Source organism: Nonomuraea sp. NPDC050536 (assembly GCF_044457685.1).
Taxonomy (GTDB): Bacteria; Actinomycetota; Actinomycetes; order Streptosporangiales; family Streptosporangiaceae; genus Nonomuraea.
This window is the reverse complement of record NZ_JBITHD010000028.1, coordinates 16525-34428: the sequence shown is the minus strand read 5'-3', so window position 1 is coordinate 34428 and position 17904 is coordinate 16525. Positions and strand designations below refer to the sequence as shown.

Annotated in this window: 13 protein-coding genes; 1 reads left to right on the top strand and 12 read right to left on the bottom strand. The window is 68.2% G+C overall.

The window, feature by feature from the left end:
* Window positions 1-2: 2 nt before the first annotated feature.
* From ACIBHX_RS46100 to ACIBHX_RS46090, 3 genes are all read right to left on the bottom strand, one after another.
* Window positions 3-1232 (bottom strand): serine hydrolase domain-containing protein, encoded by a 1230-nt coding sequence (locus ACIBHX_RS46100; protein WP_397074557.1) that lies wholly within the window; start codon window positions 1230-1232, stop codon window positions 3-5.
* Window positions 1233-1324: 92 nt separating this feature from the next.
* Entirely contained in the window at window positions 1325-2659 is a 1335-nt protein-coding gene (locus ACIBHX_RS46095) for an ABC transporter substrate-binding protein (RefSeq protein ID WP_397074555.1), read from the bottom strand.
* A 171-nt stretch (window positions 2660-2830) separates the two neighbouring features.
* Complete coding sequence (locus ACIBHX_RS46090; protein ID WP_397074553.1) at window positions 2831-3370, bottom strand: hypothetical protein; 540 nt, start codon at window positions 3368-3370, stop codon at window positions 2831-2833.
* Between the two features lie 111 nt (window positions 3371-3481).
* Here ACIBHX_RS46090 and ACIBHX_RS46085 point away from each other — a divergent pair, with 111 nt between their 5' ends.
* Window positions 3482-4324 (top strand): SDR family NAD(P)-dependent oxidoreductase, encoded by an 843-nt coding sequence (locus ACIBHX_RS46085; protein WP_397074551.1) that lies wholly within the window; start codon window positions 3482-3484, stop codon window positions 4322-4324.
* A 43-nt stretch (window positions 4325-4367) separates the two neighbouring features.
* On the opposite strand, the gene ACIBHX_RS46080 is transcribed toward ACIBHX_RS46085, so the two are convergent.
* The 9 genes from ACIBHX_RS46080 to ACIBHX_RS46040 all read right to left on the bottom strand — a co-directional run bounded on the left by ACIBHX_RS46080 (window position 4368) and on the right by ACIBHX_RS46040 (window position 17828).
* Window positions 4368-7364 carry an ATP-binding cassette domain-containing protein gene (locus ACIBHX_RS46080; protein ID WP_397074550.1) on the bottom strand — a complete coding sequence of 999 codons (2997 nt, stop codon included), beginning with the start codon at window positions 7362-7364 and terminating at the stop codon, window positions 4368-4370.
* A complete protein-coding gene (locus tag ACIBHX_RS46075) occupies window positions 7361-9577 on the bottom strand; it encodes an MFS transporter (RefSeq protein ID WP_397074548.1) in 2217 nt (738 codons plus the stop codon). Before ACIBHX_RS46075 ends, ACIBHX_RS46080 begins: the two co-directional genes overlap by 4 nt.
* Before the next feature lies 1 nt (window position 9578).
* On the bottom strand, window positions 9579-10082 hold the full coding sequence (locus ACIBHX_RS46070; protein ID WP_397074546.1) for a hypothetical protein: 504 nt from the start codon (window positions 10080-10082) through the stop codon (window positions 9579-9581).
* A 303-nt stretch (window positions 10083-10385) separates the two neighbouring features.
* Window positions 10386-11051 carry an ABC transporter permease gene (locus tag ACIBHX_RS46065; protein ID WP_397074545.1) on the bottom strand — a complete coding sequence of 222 codons (666 nt, stop codon included), beginning with the start codon at window positions 11049-11051 and terminating at the stop codon, window positions 10386-10388.
* Window positions 11052-11157: 106 nt separating this feature from the next.
* Entirely contained in the window at window positions 11158-11865 is a 708-nt protein-coding gene (locus tag ACIBHX_RS46060; protein WP_397074543.1) for an ABC transporter ATP-binding protein, read from the bottom strand.
* 394 nt (window positions 11866-12259) lie between these two features.
* Window positions 12260-13507 carry a serine hydrolase domain-containing protein gene (locus ACIBHX_RS46055; protein WP_397074541.1) on the bottom strand — a complete coding sequence of 416 codons (1248 nt, stop codon included), beginning with the start codon at window positions 13505-13507 and terminating at the stop codon, window positions 12260-12262.
* Window positions 13508-14062: 555 nt separating this feature from the next.
* On the bottom strand, window positions 14063-14767 hold the full coding sequence (locus tag ACIBHX_RS46050; protein WP_397074539.1) for an integrase core domain-containing protein: 705 nt from the start codon (window positions 14765-14767) through the stop codon (window positions 14063-14065).
* A gap of 188 nt (window positions 14768-14955) precedes the next feature.
* Window positions 14956-15480, bottom strand: a complete 525-nt coding sequence (locus ACIBHX_RS46045) for a helix-turn-helix domain-containing protein (RefSeq protein WP_397074538.1) — start codon at window positions 15478-15480, stop codon at window positions 14956-14958.
* A gap of 47 nt (window positions 15481-15527) precedes the next feature.
* The gene (locus ACIBHX_RS46040) at window positions 15528-17828 is read right to left on the bottom strand and encodes an ATP-binding protein (RefSeq protein ID WP_397074537.1); all 2301 of its coding nucleotides are present in this window, start codon (window positions 17826-17828) and stop codon (window positions 15528-15530) included.
* Window positions 17829-17904 lie beyond the last annotated feature (76 nt).

Sequence of the window (17904 nt, the reverse complement as noted above, 5' to 3'; positions counted from 1 at the left end):
CGTCACCCGAGGCAGGATCGGACCGCGTCAGCGAGGTTGCGGGCCCGCCGTTCGCCGACCTGGTAGGAGTAGAGGTTCATGACGTAGCCGAAGCCGACCTCGGCATCGGGATCACCGAAGGCGATCGATCCGCCGGAGCCCGGGTGGCCGAACGACTTCGGCCCCGCCATCGGCATCGGCGGGCAGGCTCGCCAGAACCCGAGCGACATGTTGAAGGAACGGTCGGCCGGGAGGTCCAGGTCGGCGGGCAGTCCGTGCATCCGGGTCCTGTCGGTCTGGACCTCGATCGCCCGCTCGACGGTGGCCGGATGCAGCAGCCGCACGCCGTCGACCTCGCTCACCGTGGCGGCGTACATGCGCGCCAGCGATCGCGCGTCCGTGAGCATGTTCGCGGCCGGGAACTCCGCGGCGTGATAGGCGCGGGTGCCCATGGCCTCGGAGAAGTCGGCGAAGGCGCCGCCGAGCGAGCCGGCGCGGGACTGGATCGAGCCCTCGCCCCACACGGCGGCGATCCACCTGGTGACCGTGTCGGCGTCGAGCCCGGTGCTCTCGATCATCCCGGCGGTCATCTCCTCCAGGACGAGCGGAGCCGAGTCGATCCGGGCCACCTTCCCCTCCTCTTCCTCCGGCAGCCCGATCCAGGCGTTCAGCCCGAGCGGACCGGCCACCTCCTCGGCGAAGAAGGTGCCGAGCGATTTGCCGGAGATCCGGCGCACGACCTCGCCGACCAGGTACCCGAAGGTCATGCTGTGGTAGACGTGCTCGGTGCCGGGCTTCCACTCCGGCCTCTGGGCCTCCAGCGCACGGATCACCGGGCCGCCGGCGCACGCGTCCTCGAAGGTGAACCGGCCGTCGACGACCGGCAGGCCGGCCTGGTGCGAGAGCAGCCAGCGCACCGGGATGTGCTCCTTGCCGTTGGCGCCGAACTCCGGCCAGTACGTGACGACCGGCGCGTCCAGGTCGAGCTCACCGCGCTCGGCCAGCATGTGCGCGCAGATCGCGGTCGCGCCCTTCGTCGTGGAGGCGACCAGGGCGATGGTGTCCTTCTGCCAGGGCCGCCGGGTCTCGCTGTCGGCCAGGCCGCCCCAGAGGTCGACGACGGGACGGCCGCCGACGTAGACGCAGCACGACGCGCCCACCTCGCCCGGGCTCCCCTCGAAGTTCGCGCGGAACGCGTCCGCGACCTTGCCCCAGCCGTTCTCGATATGTCCGTCCACCACTGCCCCGCTCATCGTGTTCACGCAGTTGCCCCTCGTTGAGTGTTCGGAGACCTCAGGCGACGCCCATGCGGGCCGGGTGGGACCCTCGGCCCGCATGGCGGCCGTCACTCGATCGGCCCCGCCGGCACTGTGTATTTGAAGCAGTTGCACCCCTTGTCGAAGCTGGACACGGCCGTCAGCTCCATGCCGTCGTGCCGATCGGGCCCGAACCTGGTGGCGCCGCCCAGGGTGAGGGCGCTGACGAAGCTCGTCCCGATCTTCTCGATGGCCGGCACGAGCTTCTCGGTCCCGCCCAGGCCACCGCTGTTGGTCAGGCCCTGCTGCAGCAGTCGCACCGCGTCGCACGCCATGAAGACGGTGATCTGGTCCGCGATCTTCTGGACCGCCATGCCCGCGGCGCGCGCGTCCGCCAGGCAGGCCGCGCGCACCTTGGCCTGCTCCGCGGGCGGCGCCGGCTGCTCACTCACGTCGCTGTCGGGCAGGCCGCCGAAACCATGCATGTTGGCCAGCTGGTCCGCCGAGTAGGTCTTCAGCGCGTTGGGGCCGCCCTGCGAGTGGAAGAGCAGGTACTGCGGCGACCACTTCTGCGCGTGCGCGCCCTGCGCGAAGTAGTAGACGACTCCCCTCTCGTACAACGTCAGGAACATGACGTTGTCGACGCCCTGGGACTTGAACTTCAGCGCGAGCGACTGGATCAGGGCGAGGGTCGGCCCGTTGTCGGCGTACCCGTGGGCGCACTTGACCTCCGCCTTGATGAGGGCGATGCCGCCCTTGTCGGCGATGGGCTTGAGGGTCTTGTCGTAGACGCGCTGGTTGTAGGGGCAGTCCTCGAGAACGACGCCGATCTTGCTGCCGGAGCGGAGGTGGCCGGCCGCGACGGCCTTGTCCATGATGCTCTCGACGCGGCGGTCCAGCCGCACCGAGTTGACCGCGATCAATCCGGGGTTCTTGGCGAGGTCCTCGCTGTCGCCCACGGCCGATCCGGTCGAGCTGCCCATGTACAGAATCGGAACGCCCGCCTTAGTGAGGCAGCTGTTGAAGCTTGCGTTGTAGATGGTGCCGTCGTAGACCACGGCCTGGACGTTGTTGTCCTTCGTGAACCGCTGGCAGACCGTTTCGAATGCCGTGTCGTGGTTGGGGGCGCTGAAATCGATGGCTTCGTCGACGACCTTGATCTGCCGGCCGTTGATGCCGCCGCTGGCATTGATCTTGTCGAAGGCGGCGTGTGCCGCGTCGCGGTGCGGGCTCTCGATCCCGACGCCGTTCCGCGCGGTCTCGGCGCGGGTGTCGGTGATCAGCATCCCGATCTCGATCGGACCGGAGGTGGTCAGCTTGAAGCCCGAACCTCCGGCCCTTGGATCTTTGCCGCTGCCGCCGCCACAAGCGGCCAGGACAACGGCGCCGCAGACCGCAAGCGCGGTCATCCGAATACGCATCATCGATCCTGACTCCCTCAATCTCAGCACCTGCGGGCAGTCCCGCGGTGAACAACCACGTGTGGCCGCCCGGGGCCGCTGGCGAGGTGCCGAGCGCGATCACGTATGTGTATACACTATGAACGTACGCATCTGGTCGACGCAAGGCCCAACCGGCAGATTCTGCGGAAGGGGTCAGGACCGCCCGACGACCCGTGCGGCCAGCTTCTTCAGCCCGCCGACCGAGCCGGCGCCGTGGAACGAGAGCGAGTACCAGGTGTCGCGGTCCAGCACCTGCACCTCACCGACGGCGGCGAACGCCTTGTCGCCGAGGTCTACGGCCTCAGCCTTCGGATAGGCGAGCTTGGCCTGTTCGAACAGGTCGGCCACACTCATGCCGTTGCTCTTGAACACGCCGGCGAGGCGGTCCTGGCGCAGCACGGTGATCGAGAAGGTCGACCCCGGCGCGGCGCCCGTGCTCGTCCAGACGCACTGGTCGGCCCCGGTGTCCTCCTGATGGGCCGGCTTGCCGCCCCCGAACGGGCTGCCGAACGCCGCCTCCAGGTCGCCGGCGGCCACCAGCTTGCAGGCGTCCGCCCCCGCGTCCGCGCTCTTGCTCGTGCCGACGGGCGACGCGGACGAGGCGCCCTTCGCCTCCTTGCCGTCGCCGCCGCAGCCGGTGACGGCGAGCGCGAGGACCAGCAGGGACCCGGAGACACCGGTGAGGATCCTCATGGGCGAACCTCCCTTATCACGTATGTAAGTACACTATGTTGATACGCGTACGGCGGCGCAAGACCATCTCGGCAACCTGCGGAAGCGAACAGCTCCGAGTCAGGAGGAGACATGGATTCCCTCTCAGGCCGCACGGCCTTCATCACCGGTGGGGCGCGCGGCATCGGGCTGGCCATCGCGCGCTCGCTCGCGCGCCGGGGTGTCTCGGTCGCCATGGCCGACCTCGACGATCCGGCTCTGGAACGAGCCGAGGAGGAGTTGTCGGCGGTGACGAGCGCCCGGTCCTACAAGCTCGACGTCCGCGACCGGCAGCGGTACGCCGAGGTCGCCGACACCGTGGAGGCGGAGCTCGGCCCGGTGACCGTCGTCGTCAACAACGCCGGAATCCTCGACTCCGTCTCGCCGTCGCGCATGGACCACACCCTGTGGGACTACGTCATGGGAGTCAACGCGGACGGCGTCTACAACGGCCTCCAGGCGTTCGTGCCGCGCATGATCGAGCGCGGCCTCGGTGGACACATCGTCAACACCGCCTCGGCCGCCGGCCTCTTCGTCGACGGTGAGTCACTTCTCTACAGGTCAGGCTTCCTCTACCACGCGTCGAAGTTCGCGGTGGTCGGCCTGAGCGAATCGCTGCGCGTGGAGCTGGCCCGCCACGGGATCGGGGTGAGCGTCCTGTGCCCCGGACCGGTGGCCACCGACGGGGTGGACAACGCCCGGCGCCTCCGTCCGGCGGACGCGCCGGAGCGCTCGGCCAGGATCGAGACGATCCTGGAAGCCGCGCAGAACATGGTGCGCGATCAGGGCGTTCAGCCCTCGGTCGTGGGCGAGCTCGTCGTCGACGCGATCATCCACGACCGGCCTTACATCCTCACGGCCGCCGACAACGCCGCCCCGATCCGGGCCCGGATGGAGGCGTTGCTCGACGCCGTTCCGACGCCCCGGACCGAGTAGGCCCGGGGCCTGCCGGCTGGAGCGCCATCGCGTCGAGCGCGCCTCATCGGTCAGCGGCGACCCTGCCCGTGCCGGAGCGCTCGATCGCGGTGATGCTGCCACCCAGGTAGGCGTCGACGACCCGCGGATGGGTGCGTACGACGTCCGGCGGCCCTTCGGCGATGAGATCGCCGTCGGCCATCGCGATGATGCGATCAGAGATCCCCATGATGAGCGGGATGTCGTGCTCGATGACCACGAGGGTCAGGTCGAGCTCGCGCTTGAGTTCGGCCAGCAGGTGCCCGAGCGCCTCGGTCTCGCGCTGGGCGACGCCGCTGGAGGGCTCGTCGAGCAACAGGCACATCGGCCGCAACGCCACGAGGCAGGCGATCTCGGTGATGCGGCGGGTGCCGGTCGAGAGCTCCTGGATGGGCTTGTCCCGATGGCGGTCGAGACCCATCGCGGCGATGAGGGCACGCGCCTGGTGCTCCTTCTTCCGCTCGCCGAGCATCAATCCCAGCGTCGACGTCAGGAAGCCCGTCGGCTGCACCCGCTCCAGCGAGAGCATGACGGTCTCCTTCACAGTCATCGTCGGGAACAGCGCGGCATCTTGGAACGACCGGATCAGACCGCGTCGCGCGCGCCCCTCCGGACCGACCCTGCTGATGTCCTCACCGTTGAAGAACACCTGACCTGTGTCCGGTTTGGTGAAGCCGCCGAGCAACTCGAAGGTCGTCGTCTTGCCGGCGCCGTTCGGACCGATCAGGCCGACCGTCTCGCCGGCACGCACCTCGAACGACACCCCGCGTACGGCGTGCACGCCGCCGAAACTCTTGCGGAGATCGCGCGCCTCCAGCAGGGTCGTGCCCGGCGAGGGAGCCGGTCGCTCCGAAGCCACCGCACCAGGCTCGCTGACGCGCAGGCCGCTGATCCGGACACCCTGGGCCGTCGCGGTGGCGTCGGCCGGGTCCTCACCGGCGTACAACGGCTCGGGATCGATGCCGTGCCGGCGGGCGATGAACTTCACGATCCGGTCCCGGATCGGCGCGACGACCTGGATCAGGCCGCCGACCTTCCACAGGATGAGGAGCAGCGCACCGAACTTCGTCGCGGCCAGCCCGATGTTGCCGATGTCGAGCAGCGGCAGGCCGAGCACCCAGATCGCCCCCAGCACCGGCCCGATCAGCGCGGACATGCCGCCGAGCACCGTCATGACGACGACGTCGATGCTCGCGGACGTCGGGAACGACCCGGCACTGATGCTGGACAGGGAGTGCGCGTAGGTCGCGCCGCCGATGCCGGCGATGAACCCGCCGACCAGATAGCCCTGGAGCTTGACGAGGGTCGCCCGCACGGCGAACGCGCGCGCGTTCTCCTCGTTGTCGCGGACGGCGACGAGCAGGCGGCTGAACCCGCCGCGCCGGATGTTCCACGCCAGCACCAGGGAGACGACGAACAGCGCCAGCGCGAAGTAGTAGTAGTCACGACCGCTGTCGAGCGGGCCGTCGAGCGGCCAGCCGGAGGGTTTCCCGGGATCCTGACCCTCGCCGAGCATCCACGGCTGCGTGAGCAGCCACGCCGGGGCGGCGAGCGCGAAACCGAGCGTGGTGACGGTGAGCATGAGGCCGCGGATGCGCAGCGCCGGCAGGCCGATCACGACCGAGACGAGCCCCGCGCCGAGGCCGGCGAGGAGCAGTGCGAGCGGGAAGCTGCCGGAGGTGCTCGACACCTTGAACGAGATGACCGCGCCGATCGCGGCGACGGCGAACTGGCCGAGCGTCAACTGCCCGCCGAGACCGGTCAGGACACCGATCGACAGGCCGACGATCGAGAAGGCGATGATGCCGGTGAGGGTCACCGACAGGCCGTTGGAGACGAAGAGCGGCAGGATCGCGAGCGCCGCGACGGTCGTGATCGTGAAGGCCGGGCCCATCGCGCGTACCGCCCACAGGCGCTGCAGCCTCTCCGGGACCGAGCGCAGGCCCTGCACCGCGGCCCAGCTGCCCTTCTCCTCATCGCGGCCCGCCCGCCGGCGCTGCACCAGCAGCGCCACGAGGATGATGAGGAACATGGCCACCTCGACGAGGCCCGACTGCGGGTAGTTCCACAGCAGGAGCTGTTCGAGGATGCCCAGGCCGACCCCGCTGGCCAGGGCGATCGGCAGGCTCCGCATCCGGCCGATGACGGCGGCGGTCAGCGCGCGCAACAACAACGAGGGACCGAAGCTGTCAGCGCCGACGAAGCCCTGCGTCGGCGCGGTGAGGATCGCGGTGAAGGCCGACAGGGCACCGGCGATCGCCCAGGCCAGTGTCGACATCCGGCTCGCGAAGATGCCGGCCATCCGCGCCGCTTCCGGATTCGCCGCCGCCGCGCGGATGGCGAGACCGAACCGCGACCGCCTGAGGAACAACGCGATGGCGAGCACGAACAACGGCGACAGGAACAGCATGCCGGAGTAGGCCTCCGTCACGCGCAGGCCGCCGACGTCGAAGACCGGCAGCCACGCCGGCTGCGGGTACAGCGGTCCGGAGGCGGTGGAGTTGATGAGCGCGGCGAGGACGACCAGGAACTGGCCGACGCCCAGCGTCGCGACGATGGACACGATCCGCGGCGCGCGGCGCAGCCGTCGTACGACGCCGGTCTCGGCGGCGGCCGCGGTCGCCGCGGCCACGATGAGTGCCATCGCGAACGCGATCCAGTACGGGATGTGCCACTTCACCGCGGCGACGCCGAAGAACGCCGCCCCGAACGCACCGATCTGCCCGTGCGCGAAGTTGATGATGCGGTTGCTCCGGTAGACCAGCACGATGCCGACTGCCAGCAGGCCGTACGTCATACCGACGATCGTGCCGAGCAGGATCACCGGGAACGGTGTCGCTGCATTGATGACGTCGTGCTCGTCGAGGATCGCGGACACGATCTTCGCCAGTACGACTGCAACCACGAACGCCAGGATCTGAAGGAACGGCTTGCGGGCTCGCTGGAGAAGACCACGCCGGCTGACCACCGATTCCTCGACGGCCTCGAGCGCGTTCTCGACCAGATCGGGCCGCGCGGTCACTTCGCCGCTCCCGCACCCTGCAGGAAGACCGCGCGCAGCAGGTCGTCACGGGCCAGCAATTCATCAGCGCGGCCGTCGAAACGCATCTCGCCCTTTTCCATGAAGTACGCGTGGTCAACGAGGTTCAGCGCGATGTTCACCGACTGCTCGACCAGCACCACGGCGGTGCCGTCGGCGTTGATCCGCCGGACCATGTCGAGGAGCCGGCCGACGATCACCGGGGCCAGGCCGAGCGAGAGCTCGTCGATGAGGAGCAGCCGCGGACGGAGCATCAGCGCCTTGGACAGCCCGAGCATCTGCTGCTCGCCACCGGACAGCGTCGAGGCGAGGGAGTTGCGGCGCTCGTACAGCCGCGGGAACGCCTCGAAGGACGTCTGGATCGCTCGTTCGACCGATCCGCGGTCCCTGGCCATCGTGTATCCGTAGCTGCGCAGGTTCTCCACGACGGTCATCGGCCCGAAGACCGCGCGTCCGCCGGGGATCTGCGTGATGCCCAGCCGCATCCGGCGTTCGGCGTCGAGATAGGTGATCTCCTGGCCGCGGTAGCGCACACTGCCCGCGGTGGGCAGGCCGATTCCAGAGATGACCTTGAGCAATGTCGACTTGCCGGCACCGTTGACACCGAGCAGCGCCACCATCTCACCGTCGTCGATGGTGAAGTTCGCGTCGAAGAGGACCTGCAGCCGGCCGTAGGAGAAGTCGACGCCGCGGCAGGACAGCATCGGCAGGTGTCCGCCGCTGTGCTTGATCCGGAGGATCTCCTCGTCCTCGACCACCTCGTCGATCATCCGGTCAAGGTCGTCCTCGATGAACTGGCCGGCACTGGAGATGATGAACGCGCCGAGCACTCCGGGGATGGCGATGGCGACCATCGTGCCGCCGATCCCGAACTGGTCCTGGACGCCGGCGAGAAGCACGGCGCCGACCGCGCCGCCGACCGCGACGAAGATCCCGGCGAGTGCCTGCGCATGCGGTCGCATGTGTGAGGGAACGATGGAGAGCAGCGAGATGCCGAGCATCGGATGCAGAAGCCCGATGCAGGCGCCGGCGATTCCGAAGCAGATCACCATCGGCGCCAATGCCGGCATCAGCCCGCCCAGCGCGATGAAGACGACGGTCCCCGACAGGAGGAGACCGGCAGCCCGGAGCACGCGCGCCGGCGAGGCACGGAACTGCTTCTCGCCGCGGCCTCCGTAGATGACCAGGGCGACGACGCCGATCCCGAAGAACATCGAGAAGAACAGGCCGCGTTGCCCCGGCCCGAGGTTCCACCGCTGGTCGAGGAACACCGAGATGAAGGTGCCGAGCGGTACGGTGAGCACGCCGTACACCGCGAAGCCCGCGTACACCCTCCTGTTGGTAGGAATGAGCAGGACGCGCCGGCAGATCTCCCAGAACCCGAGCGCGACGTCCTCAGCGGCCAGCGAATCCGTCGCCTCGCCGTGCTCCTGACGCACGCTGGCACGCAGTTGCTCGGTGTCCCATCGCCCGTATCCGGGGTCGCGCAGCCTGATGGCGCAGAGCGTCATGAGGAGCGAGGCGACTCCCAGGGCCAGGAAGACGCCACGCCAGCTGAGGCCGGCGACGGAGGCGAGGATGCCCACCAACAGGGGCGCGAGCGCCTGGCCGAAGGTGCCGATCGCGGTGTACGCCGTCAGCGCGCGCACCCGCGCGGCCGGAGGGTAGCTGTCGACGATGATCGGCGCGTGCAGGGCACTGACCGACCCTGTGAAGAGCCCGTCAAGACAGAGTATGAAGATCAGTGCCACCAGCGAGGTGGCGAATCCGGTCGTCAGCGTGATGGCGCTCCACACGATCCCGGTGAGGATGCAGAGCATCGCTCGCCGCGCCCCGGACTGGGACAGCCGCGCTATGGGCAGCGGTGCGACCGCGATCGCGAGCTGGAACAGCGCGCGTGCTCCGACGATGGCGGCGATGGAGATGCCCAGTGTGCGGCTGATCTCCGGCGTGAGAACCGTGAACGCGTAACTCTGGAAAGCGCCGGTGACGAACAACAGGCCCAGGGCGACGACCGGGTAGTAGCGCAGATCGTGTTTGCGGACCAGTGCCCGGAAGCTCTCCGTGTTCTCGTCGCCGGTGACACCCAGGGTGGCTCGCGCCTTCTCGCGCAGTGCCGCGCTCGTCTGCTCGACGTCTGCGAGGGCCGCCGCTTCGCTCCCGGGCCGATCCCCTGTGTCTGCTCTGTGTGACACGTCAGAAACCAACCTTCTTGATACGGACATCGAGCTCCCAGGCCGACTCGCCGATGCGACGTCCGGAGGTGTCCATCAGCACGATCGTGATGGTGTGCGGTTGCAACTCCTCCTTGCTCCCGGGGAGATTCGGGATCGATGGAATCTCGAACGACTTGTTCGTCGTGGTGTAGACGTCGTGGTTGGCCAGGTAGGTCTCGTCCGGGCAGCTCGACGACCCCTCACACAACAAGTCGCCCTCAGCCACGTCGTCCATCGTGTGGCCAGGCTCGATCGGCGGCTGATCGACGAAGATCGCGAAGTGGCCGGCGTCGCGGGACGGTGGCTCGCTGCCTCTCGCCGCGATCCGGAAGTCGTCCATCGTCCAGGTGATGGTGGCCGAGGACTTCACTGTCGACCGGGCTTCGGGGCTGACGAAGTGCAGCCGACCGTCAACGCGGAAATTCAGGTCGTTCAGATCGGTGAGGCCACATCCCGCCAGAGCGACAACGGCGACAATCGCCATCGCGCCGCGAGTAAGCCGGCGTCTGCCCTTCACAGTGCTCCCTTCGCGTCGATGACCTGCATGCCTCGCGAGCCGACGAGGCCCGGATCAAGCACTGAGCGCGATCACGTATGTGCGTACACTATGACTGTACGCCTTAGGTTTCGCAAGACTTCGTGACAACTTCGCCCCACGTCAGCAAGTGGTCCAGCGGCGGTCACGTCGCGTGTCGACGCCCGGGACGAACGGCCAGGTGATCTTTGCCGGTTTCCGGCGCATCGCGGACACTCGATGCCCGATGAATCCCGGATGGCTGCGGACTGGCTAGGAGATTTTGCGGCGGTAGGTGTTCATGGCGAAGGCGTAGGCGACGATGAGGATGCCGACGCACCAGGCCAGAGCGATCCAGATGTCGGTGCCGACCGGCTGCTGGGTGAACAGGTCGCGGATGGCGTTGACGATGGAGGTCACCGGCTGGTGCTCGGCGAAGAAGCGCACCGGGCCGGGCATGGTGGCGGTCGGCACGAAGGCCGAGCTGAGGAAGGGCAGGAAGATGAGCGGGTAGGAGAACGCGCTCGCGCCGTCGACGGTCTTGGCGGTCAGCCCGGGGATGACCGCGATCCAGGTCAAGGCCAGGGTGAACAGGATCAGAATGCCGGCCACCGCGAGCCAGGCCAGGACGCCCGCTCCCGAGCGGAAGCCCATGAGCAGCGCGACCAGCACGACGACCACGAGCGAGATCAGGTTGGCGATCAGCGAGGTCAGCACGTGCGCCCACAGCACCGATGCGCGTGCGGTCGGCATGGACTGGAAGCGTTCGAAGATGCCGCTCTTCATGTCGGTGAAGAGCCGGAAGGCGGTGTGGGCGATGCCAGAGGCGACGGTGATGAGCAGGATGCCGGGCAGCAGGTAGTTCACATACGACTGCGTCCCGGTGTTGATCGCGCCGCCGAACACGTAGACGAACAGCAGCATGATGGCGATCGGCATGATGGCGGTGGTGACGATGGTGTCGCGCTGCGGGTGATGTGGCGAAGAGATCGTCCCAGCAGGACGGTGGTGTCGCCGAAGAAGTGCTTGGTCATCGCGGGGTCCTTTACGCGGTGGTCCCATTGACGCCGACGAGGGTGAGGAAGACGTCTTCGAGGGTGGGCTGCTTTTCGACGTATTCGACCTTGGCGGGCGGCAGTAGCTGCTTGAGTTCGGCCAGGGTGCCGTTGACGATGATCCGGCCTTGGTGCAGGATCGCGATCCGGTCGGCGAGGTGTTCGGCCTCGTCCAGGTATTGGGTGGTGAGCAGCACCGTGGTGCCCTGGCCGGCGAGTTCCTTGACGGTCTGCCATACCTCGCTGCGGGCCTGGGGGTCCAGGCCGGTGGTGGGCTCGTCGAGGAAGATGACCGGCGGGTCGCCGATGAGGCTCATCGCGATGTCCAGGCGGCGGCGCATGCCTCCCGAGTACGTCGCCGCCTTCCGGGCGCCCGCCTCGGTCAGCGAGAACCGCTTCAGCAGGTCATCGGCGATCTTGCCAGGGTTCTTCAGGTGCCGCAGCCGGGCGACCAGCACCAGATTCTCCCGCCCGGTCAGGATCTCATCGACGGCGGCGAACTGGCCGGTCAGGCTGATCGACTCGCGCACGTCCGCCGGTTGCGTGGCCACATCGTAGCCGTGCACGCCGGCCGTGCCGGCGTCGGCCTTGAGCAGCGTGGACAAGATCTTCACGACCGTGGTCTTACCGGCCCCGTTCGAGCCGAGCAGGGCGAAGATGCTGCCCCGGGCCACCTCGAAGTCCACGCCGCGCAGCACCTGCAGGTCCTTGTAGGACTTTTCAGGCCCTGCACGCGGATCGCAGGCCACTGGACCTGAGTGAGTGTCATCTGGATATCCGTTCTCTGGTTACGGTTGGTTGCCGGCGACGCCATCGACGGCTGATCCACGAGCCCGCCGGATGGTTGCGAAGCATCGCCTCGGCGAACTCCGCTGGGGCTTCGCCGACGACCTCGAGGATCGGGGTTCCGTTCGCCGCGCTCTGCGCGAACAGATCAGCATCGCCGGCAGGCTGTCCCAGATGGTGAAATGCGGTCCTGTTGGTGCCCGGGGTATCTGGGCTGCTCAGGTTGGGTCGCCCGAGGGGACCTCTCCCTCGGGCGACCCCGGCGGCCGACAGGATCGCCGACCGCCAAGGGGCGGAGCCGCTGGTTCAGCCTGCGGCCTTCCCGTTGCAGAACTCCTCCTTGAGGAGCCTTTCCACCACCTTCGGGTACAGCGCTGCCGGGTCGGCTGCGGCGTCCCCGGTGGTCAGCGAGGCGGTCAGGGTCTTCTTGCCGTCAGGCGAGCTGTACATCAGCGTCCCGTAGCCCGCCGGAGGGCTGCCGTTGTGCTGGTAGACGATGCCGCCGCAGTTCGGGCCCAGGTCCTGCACCCACAGCCCGAGGCCGTAGCCGAGCTTGCCGTACGGCTTGCGCATCTCGGCCAGCAGCGGGGCCGGTAGAAGCTTGCCGCCCAGCAGCGCGGAGATGAACGTCTGGAGATCCTGGGTGGTCGAGATGAGTGCCCCGGCACCGGCCAGCAGCGAATCGTTCTGGCGGGAGACGTCGACCACCTTCCACTGGCCGGCGTCGTCCTGGTAGCGGAGGTAGCCGTGGGCGTGCGGCCCGGGCAGCTGCGTCCGGTCGCCCAGCACCACGGTGCCCCGCATCCCGAGCGGCCGCAGGATCCGCCGCTCCATCTCCTTGGCGTAGGAGCGGCCGGTGACCTTCTCGATCAGCAGCAGGGCCAGCGTGTAGTTGGTGTTGGCGTACCTCTGGTCCGTCCCCGGCTCGAACCGCGCCGGCTTGGACAGCGCCAGCCGTACCAGCTCCTCCGGCTGATAGCTGTGGAACCGGTTGTCCAGCCACTCCTTGCCCATGCCGGGGATCCCCGTCTCCCACTTCCCGTCAGCGTCGAAGTCGCCGGTGTAGTTGAACAACCCGCTGGTGTGCTGCAGCATCATCCGTACGGTGATCCGCTGGTCCAGCCCGAGCTTGGGCAGGTAGTCGGCCACCGGGTCGTCCAGCCCGATCTTGCCCTCGGCCACCAGCTGCAACACCAGGGTCGCGGTGAGGGGCTTGTTGACGCTGCCCGTCCAGAACCGCCCGTTCGTCGGCGGCTTGGCGCTCTGGCCCAGCTTGCTCACCCCGGCGCTGCCGGCCCACTCGCCCCGCTCATCGTGCACACGCAGCTGCACCCCGGCGAGACCGAGATCGACGATGTCCTGGATGGCCTTCTGCAGTTCCGGGCGATCCTGCCCGGCAGCGGCCTTCGACACGGGCCTGCTGTCCGCGGCGGCCACCGCGGGTGTGGCCGCCCCGGCCAGCAGCGCGGCCGCCAGCGCCGTTACCGCCACGCGCCGGGAGACCCGCGGCGTCCGGGCCCTGTCGTTCTTGACGGTGTGGAGGGATTCACTCATCGCCGTTCCTCGTTTCGCGATAGTACGTGTTTTGCGTACCTCGATGGCTACGCTGCATTCGGAATAGGGAGTCCACGGAGTTTCCGGACTTTCTGGGCGCCCTAACGCGCGTACGCGCGAGACATCGATCGGCCGGCAATATGGCCGCTCATGAGCACCCGACACCCGATCACGACCCCGACAGCCCTGACACCGAGGCCGGCGGGCTGAGGGGATGGGTGGATGAAGGAGCGCATCTCCGTCGAGCGTGATCTTGTCTTTGTACGCCTTCCGCAGCCCCGAGGCCGCGATCTGAACCGTTCATGGCCTTTACCATCGCCGACCGCCCTGATACCGGGCCGTCGCCGTGCTGACACGGCCGCTGACACGACACCGCAGAGTGCGGGTGCCGAATCATCCGCCCAAGCTGAGCAGCATTTCGGTACTGCCTGAGGACACCACTGAGTCGATCACGTTGGCGGACGTCGAGCCGAGCGACCTGAGTTCGTTCGGCGCCCGTGTCAGGAAGCGGTCGCCATGGGGTGGCGGCCTGTGGGTGTCAGAAACTCGGCTGACCTACGCGACCTGCGCATATTCATGGATCAGGCCGCCGAGGCGATCACGTCGGATGACCTTGATATCGCCCTCGACAGGATCAGGAAGCGCGCGTAGCAGAGCGGCCTGACCCAGGGAACGATGGGGGCGATGCGCGTTGAAATGCGCCTCGTACTCGGCCAGCACGTACCGGAGGTGCCGGGCGTTGGCAATGAGCACCCGGTCGAGGAGCTCTCGGCGTAGACCGCCGATCCAGCGTTCAGCGAACGCATTCGCCCGCGGAGCACGTGGCGGCGTCTTGAGGATGCGCAAGCCCTCGCTGGTGAACACCTCATCGAACATGGCGGTGAACTTCGTATCCCGATCACGGATAAGGAAGCTGAATCCCTCGGCCCTGTCCCCCAGCTCGACCATCACGTTTCTGGCCTGCTGAGCGACCCACAGCCCAGTGGGATGGGCAGTGACGCCGAGAACATGGACCCGGCGAGTAGAGATCTCCATGACGACCAAGCAGTAAAGACGTTGGAACAACGCGGTGTCACAGTGGAAGAAGTCACACGCCAAGATCCCTGAGGCTTGAGCGCGCAGGAACTCACTCCAGGTCGGTCCCATGCGTCGCGGCGCGGGTTCGATACCGGCCTTCTTCAAGATGAGCCACACGGTGGAAGCACCCACCCGGTGGCCCAGACCGGCGAGTTCTCCAGTGATCCGCCGATAGCCCCACAACGGATTCTCCCGAGCCAGGCGAAGCACCAGGGCCCGGACCGAAGGACGTGTAGGAGGCCGGCCCTGGCTGTGGCGCTTGAATGTCCACCGGCGCCTCACCAGATCAGCGTGCCATCGCAACAGCGTGCCTGGCGTCACGAATAGCCGCAGACGACCAGCTGGAGACAGCAGTCGCGATAGCGCGCTGATCAGCCCATGACGGCCGCGGCCCGGCCACCTGCCGACGCAATACCGAGAGCTGATGACGCAGGACAAGGATCTCCACCTCCTTCGACCTCTACGAGCGACCCAGGAGCACCAGCCAACCCGCGAGCCGGACGAAGATCAGATAAAACAACCACAGCGCCATGAAAGGCGATCATGCCTGCCAGCAACCGGAACGCCGAACCCCAGGTCAGCCCCAACGGCCGAGTTTCGGGCACCCACAGGATCCCAGTCTGGATTAGCAGCTCGCCGAACCACTCCTCGAAGTGAGTCACCGCTTCGAGGTCATGCCCGTACGTGCCGGTGGCGGCCGGCGCGCGCGTCCCTCGGTTGCCCGGTGAGCCTGGTCGGCCCGGTAGCCGCCGGATCCGCCGTTGCGCGTGACTTTCCCGGCCGATGGTCGAGGTCGGCCGGTCGAGGCTTCTGGCGATCTCGGCATAGGTGAGCCCCTTGGCCAGTCCCGCGGCGATGTGCCGGCGGTCCTCGTAGGTCAGCCTGCCTCCAGCCATCCGCGGTCGCCGCCTGCCACCGGTCCCCTCCGAAGTACTGCGTAAAATCAGTGGCGGCCGTGCTCGACGGCCCAGGCCGCGATCTGCACCCGCGACGTGAAGCCGAGCTTGGCCAGGATGTGCTCCACGTGACCCTCCGCCGTGCGCGTCGCTATCACCAGCGCGGCGGCGATCTCCTTGTTGCTCAAACCCTGCGCGACCAGTTCGGCGATCTCCATCTCCCTGCGCGTCAACGGCCCTGACCCCGCCTCGGGCTTGACCACCGCCGCCGCCGAGTCGGGCTTCTCTTCCAGCGCGAAGGAGATCGCGCCTTCCACGGTGAACCGGGTCCCGCGCCGGAAGGCCGACTCGTAGCCTTTCTCCGCCAGGATCTCCCGCGTGCTCTCCTGGCACTGGTCGTGATAGACGGTCACGAAGTTGAACAGGGAAATGCCGGTGCGCAGCCAGATCGTCTCCAACGCCCCGAGCAGGGTGGCGGCCCGCTCACTGTGCCCTTCAGCCGCCGCGATCCAGGCCAGGACCTCGATCCCGATCGCGACCCCCACCTGGTCGTGGAAGGCGGCCTTGACCCGGATGCTCTCCTGTTCCAGCGCGGCGGCTCTGCGGTGGCCGCCCGCCCTCCAGACCGCGATGCCCATCATCCACAGGGCGTGCGCCCTGAACCACGCCTCACCGTGGGAGGCGCTCAGCGCGATGCACTCCTCGCAGTAGGCGACGGCCCTGTCGGCGTCGTCGAGCAGGATGCTGGTGGTCGCCAGACGGATCAGGGCGTACGCGGCACCCATCAGGTCGCCGGCGGAGCGGTGCTGGGCGAGCGCCTCCTCGAACAGTGCGACCGTCGTGGGTAGGTCTCCCCTGAATTCGGCCAGCCCGGTGATCTGCGCGACGTACGCCAGGGCGCTCGCGTCCTCCAGTTTCTCGGCCAGCGCCCGGCTGGCCTTGAGCATCGGCAGCGCCGCGGCCTCGTCGTTCTGCAGGAGGCAGAGCCAGGTGTCGAGCCACAGGGCCTTGGCCCGCGCCGGCGTCGCCTCGATGTGGAGCGGGAGCAGGCGGTCGAGCCAGCCGCGTCCCTCCCGGATCAGGCCCGAACCGAGCCAGTACATGCGCAGCGCGGCGGCCATGAGCAGCCCGGCTTCGGCCTCTCCCGGCTCTGTCCGGCAGAAGTCGAGCGCCGCCCGGAGATTGGCGTGCTCGCGCCGCAAGCGGTTGGTCCACTCGAGCTGCTGCCCGCCGAACCATTCCGCCTCCGCCCGTACGGCCAGCCGCTCGTAGTAATCGCGGTGCCTGCGGCGCAACGCCGTCAGCTCACCGCTGCCGGACAGCAGTTCGGCACCGTACTGCCGCATGGTCTCCAGCAGCCGGTATCGATCCGGCGCGGCCTCGTCCCTGATCAGGATCGACTTGTCCACCAGCTGGATGAGCAGGTCGAGGATGCTCTCCCTGGGCAGACCGCAGAGGCTGCAGACCTCCTCCACCGCCTCCAGGCCGAAGCCGCCGTAGAACACCGACAACCTCGCCCACAGCGTCTGCTCCTGGGAAGAGCACAGGTCGCGGCTCCAGTCCAGCAGCGCGCGCAGCGTCTGCTGGCGGTGCGGCTTGGTCCGCGGGCCACCGGACAGCAGCTCGAAGCGGTCGTCCAGCCGGTCCAGGAGCTGCTGCGCCGACAGCGCCCGCATGCGGACCGCCGCCAGCTCGATGGCCAGCGGGATGCCCTCCAGCCGCTGGCAGAGCCGCCCCAGGACGGCCGCGTTGTCCGGTGTGACAGCGAACCTCGGCACGACCGACGCCGCCCGGTCCGCAAACAGCGCGACCGCCGCCGAGACCGTGACGCTTTCCGGTGACTCCGTCGGGACCGACAGCGGGGGTACGGCCAGCACGTGCTCGCCGTACACTCCGAGCGCCTCCCGGCTGGTGCTCAGGATGCGCAAGCCAGGAGAGGCCCGCACCAGCTCGTGCGCCAAGGTCGCGCAGGCGTCGAGCAGGTGCTCGCAGTTGTCGAGCACGATGAGCATCTGCTTGTCGGCGACGCGCTCGCAGAGCGCCGTCAGGGGCGGCCTGGCCGACTGGTCGCCGAGTCCGAGGTGCCCCGCTACCGTCTGGACCAGTAGCTCCGGGTCCGTGAGAGCAGCCAGTTCCACCATCCAGACCCCGTCGGCGAACGCCCGGCGCAGATCCGTCGCGGCACGCAGCGCCAGGCGGGTCTTCCCGACTCCGCCCACGCCGGTCAGCGTCACCAGCCGAGCCAGTGAGAGCAGCCGTTTTACCTCCGCCAGCTCAAGGCGCCGATCGACGAAACTCGTGAGGTCGGCCGGCAGATTGTCCAGCAGGCGTCTCCCCTTCGAGACCATAGCCATTTCACGCTAAGCGGGCGGGGTTCGGCAGGTCAATCCATCGCCCGCGCATCCGCTGTGCCGTACGGGCCGC

Coding starts and splice junctions, on each gene's coding strand:
- ACIBHX_RS46100 (WP_397074557.1), bottom strand. CDS start 1,232: ATGAGCGGGGCAGTGGTGGACGGACATATCGAGAACGGCTGGGGCAAG.
- ACIBHX_RS46095 (WP_397074555.1), bottom strand. CDS start 2,659: ATGATGCGTATTCGGATGACCGCGCTTGCGGTCTGCGGCGCCGTTGTC.
- ACIBHX_RS46090 (WP_397074553.1), bottom strand. CDS start 3,370: ATGAGGATCCTCACCGGTGTCTCCGGGTCCCTGCTGGTCCTCGCGCTC.
- ACIBHX_RS46085 (WP_397074551.1), top strand. CDS start 3,482: ATGGATTCCCTCTCAGGCCGCACGGCCTTCATCACCGGTGGGGCGCGC.
- ACIBHX_RS46070 (WP_397074546.1), bottom strand. CDS start 10,082: ATGGCGATTGTCGCCGTTGTCGCTCTGGCGGGATGTGGCCTCACCGAT.
- ACIBHX_RS46065 (WP_397074545.1), bottom strand. CDS start 11,051: ATGCCGATCGCCATCATGCTGCTGTTCGTCTACGTGTTCGGCGGCGCG.
- ACIBHX_RS46055 (WP_397074541.1), bottom strand. CDS start 13,507: ATGAGTGAATCCCTCCACACCGTCAAGAACGACAGGGCCCGGACGCCG.
- ACIBHX_RS46045 (WP_397074538.1), bottom strand. CDS start 15,480: ATGGCTGGAGGCAGGCTGACCTACGAGGACCGCCGGCACATCGCCGCG.
- ACIBHX_RS46040 (WP_397074537.1), bottom strand. CDS start 17,828: ATGGTCTCGAAGGGGAGACGCCTGCTGGACAATCTGCCGGCCGACCTC.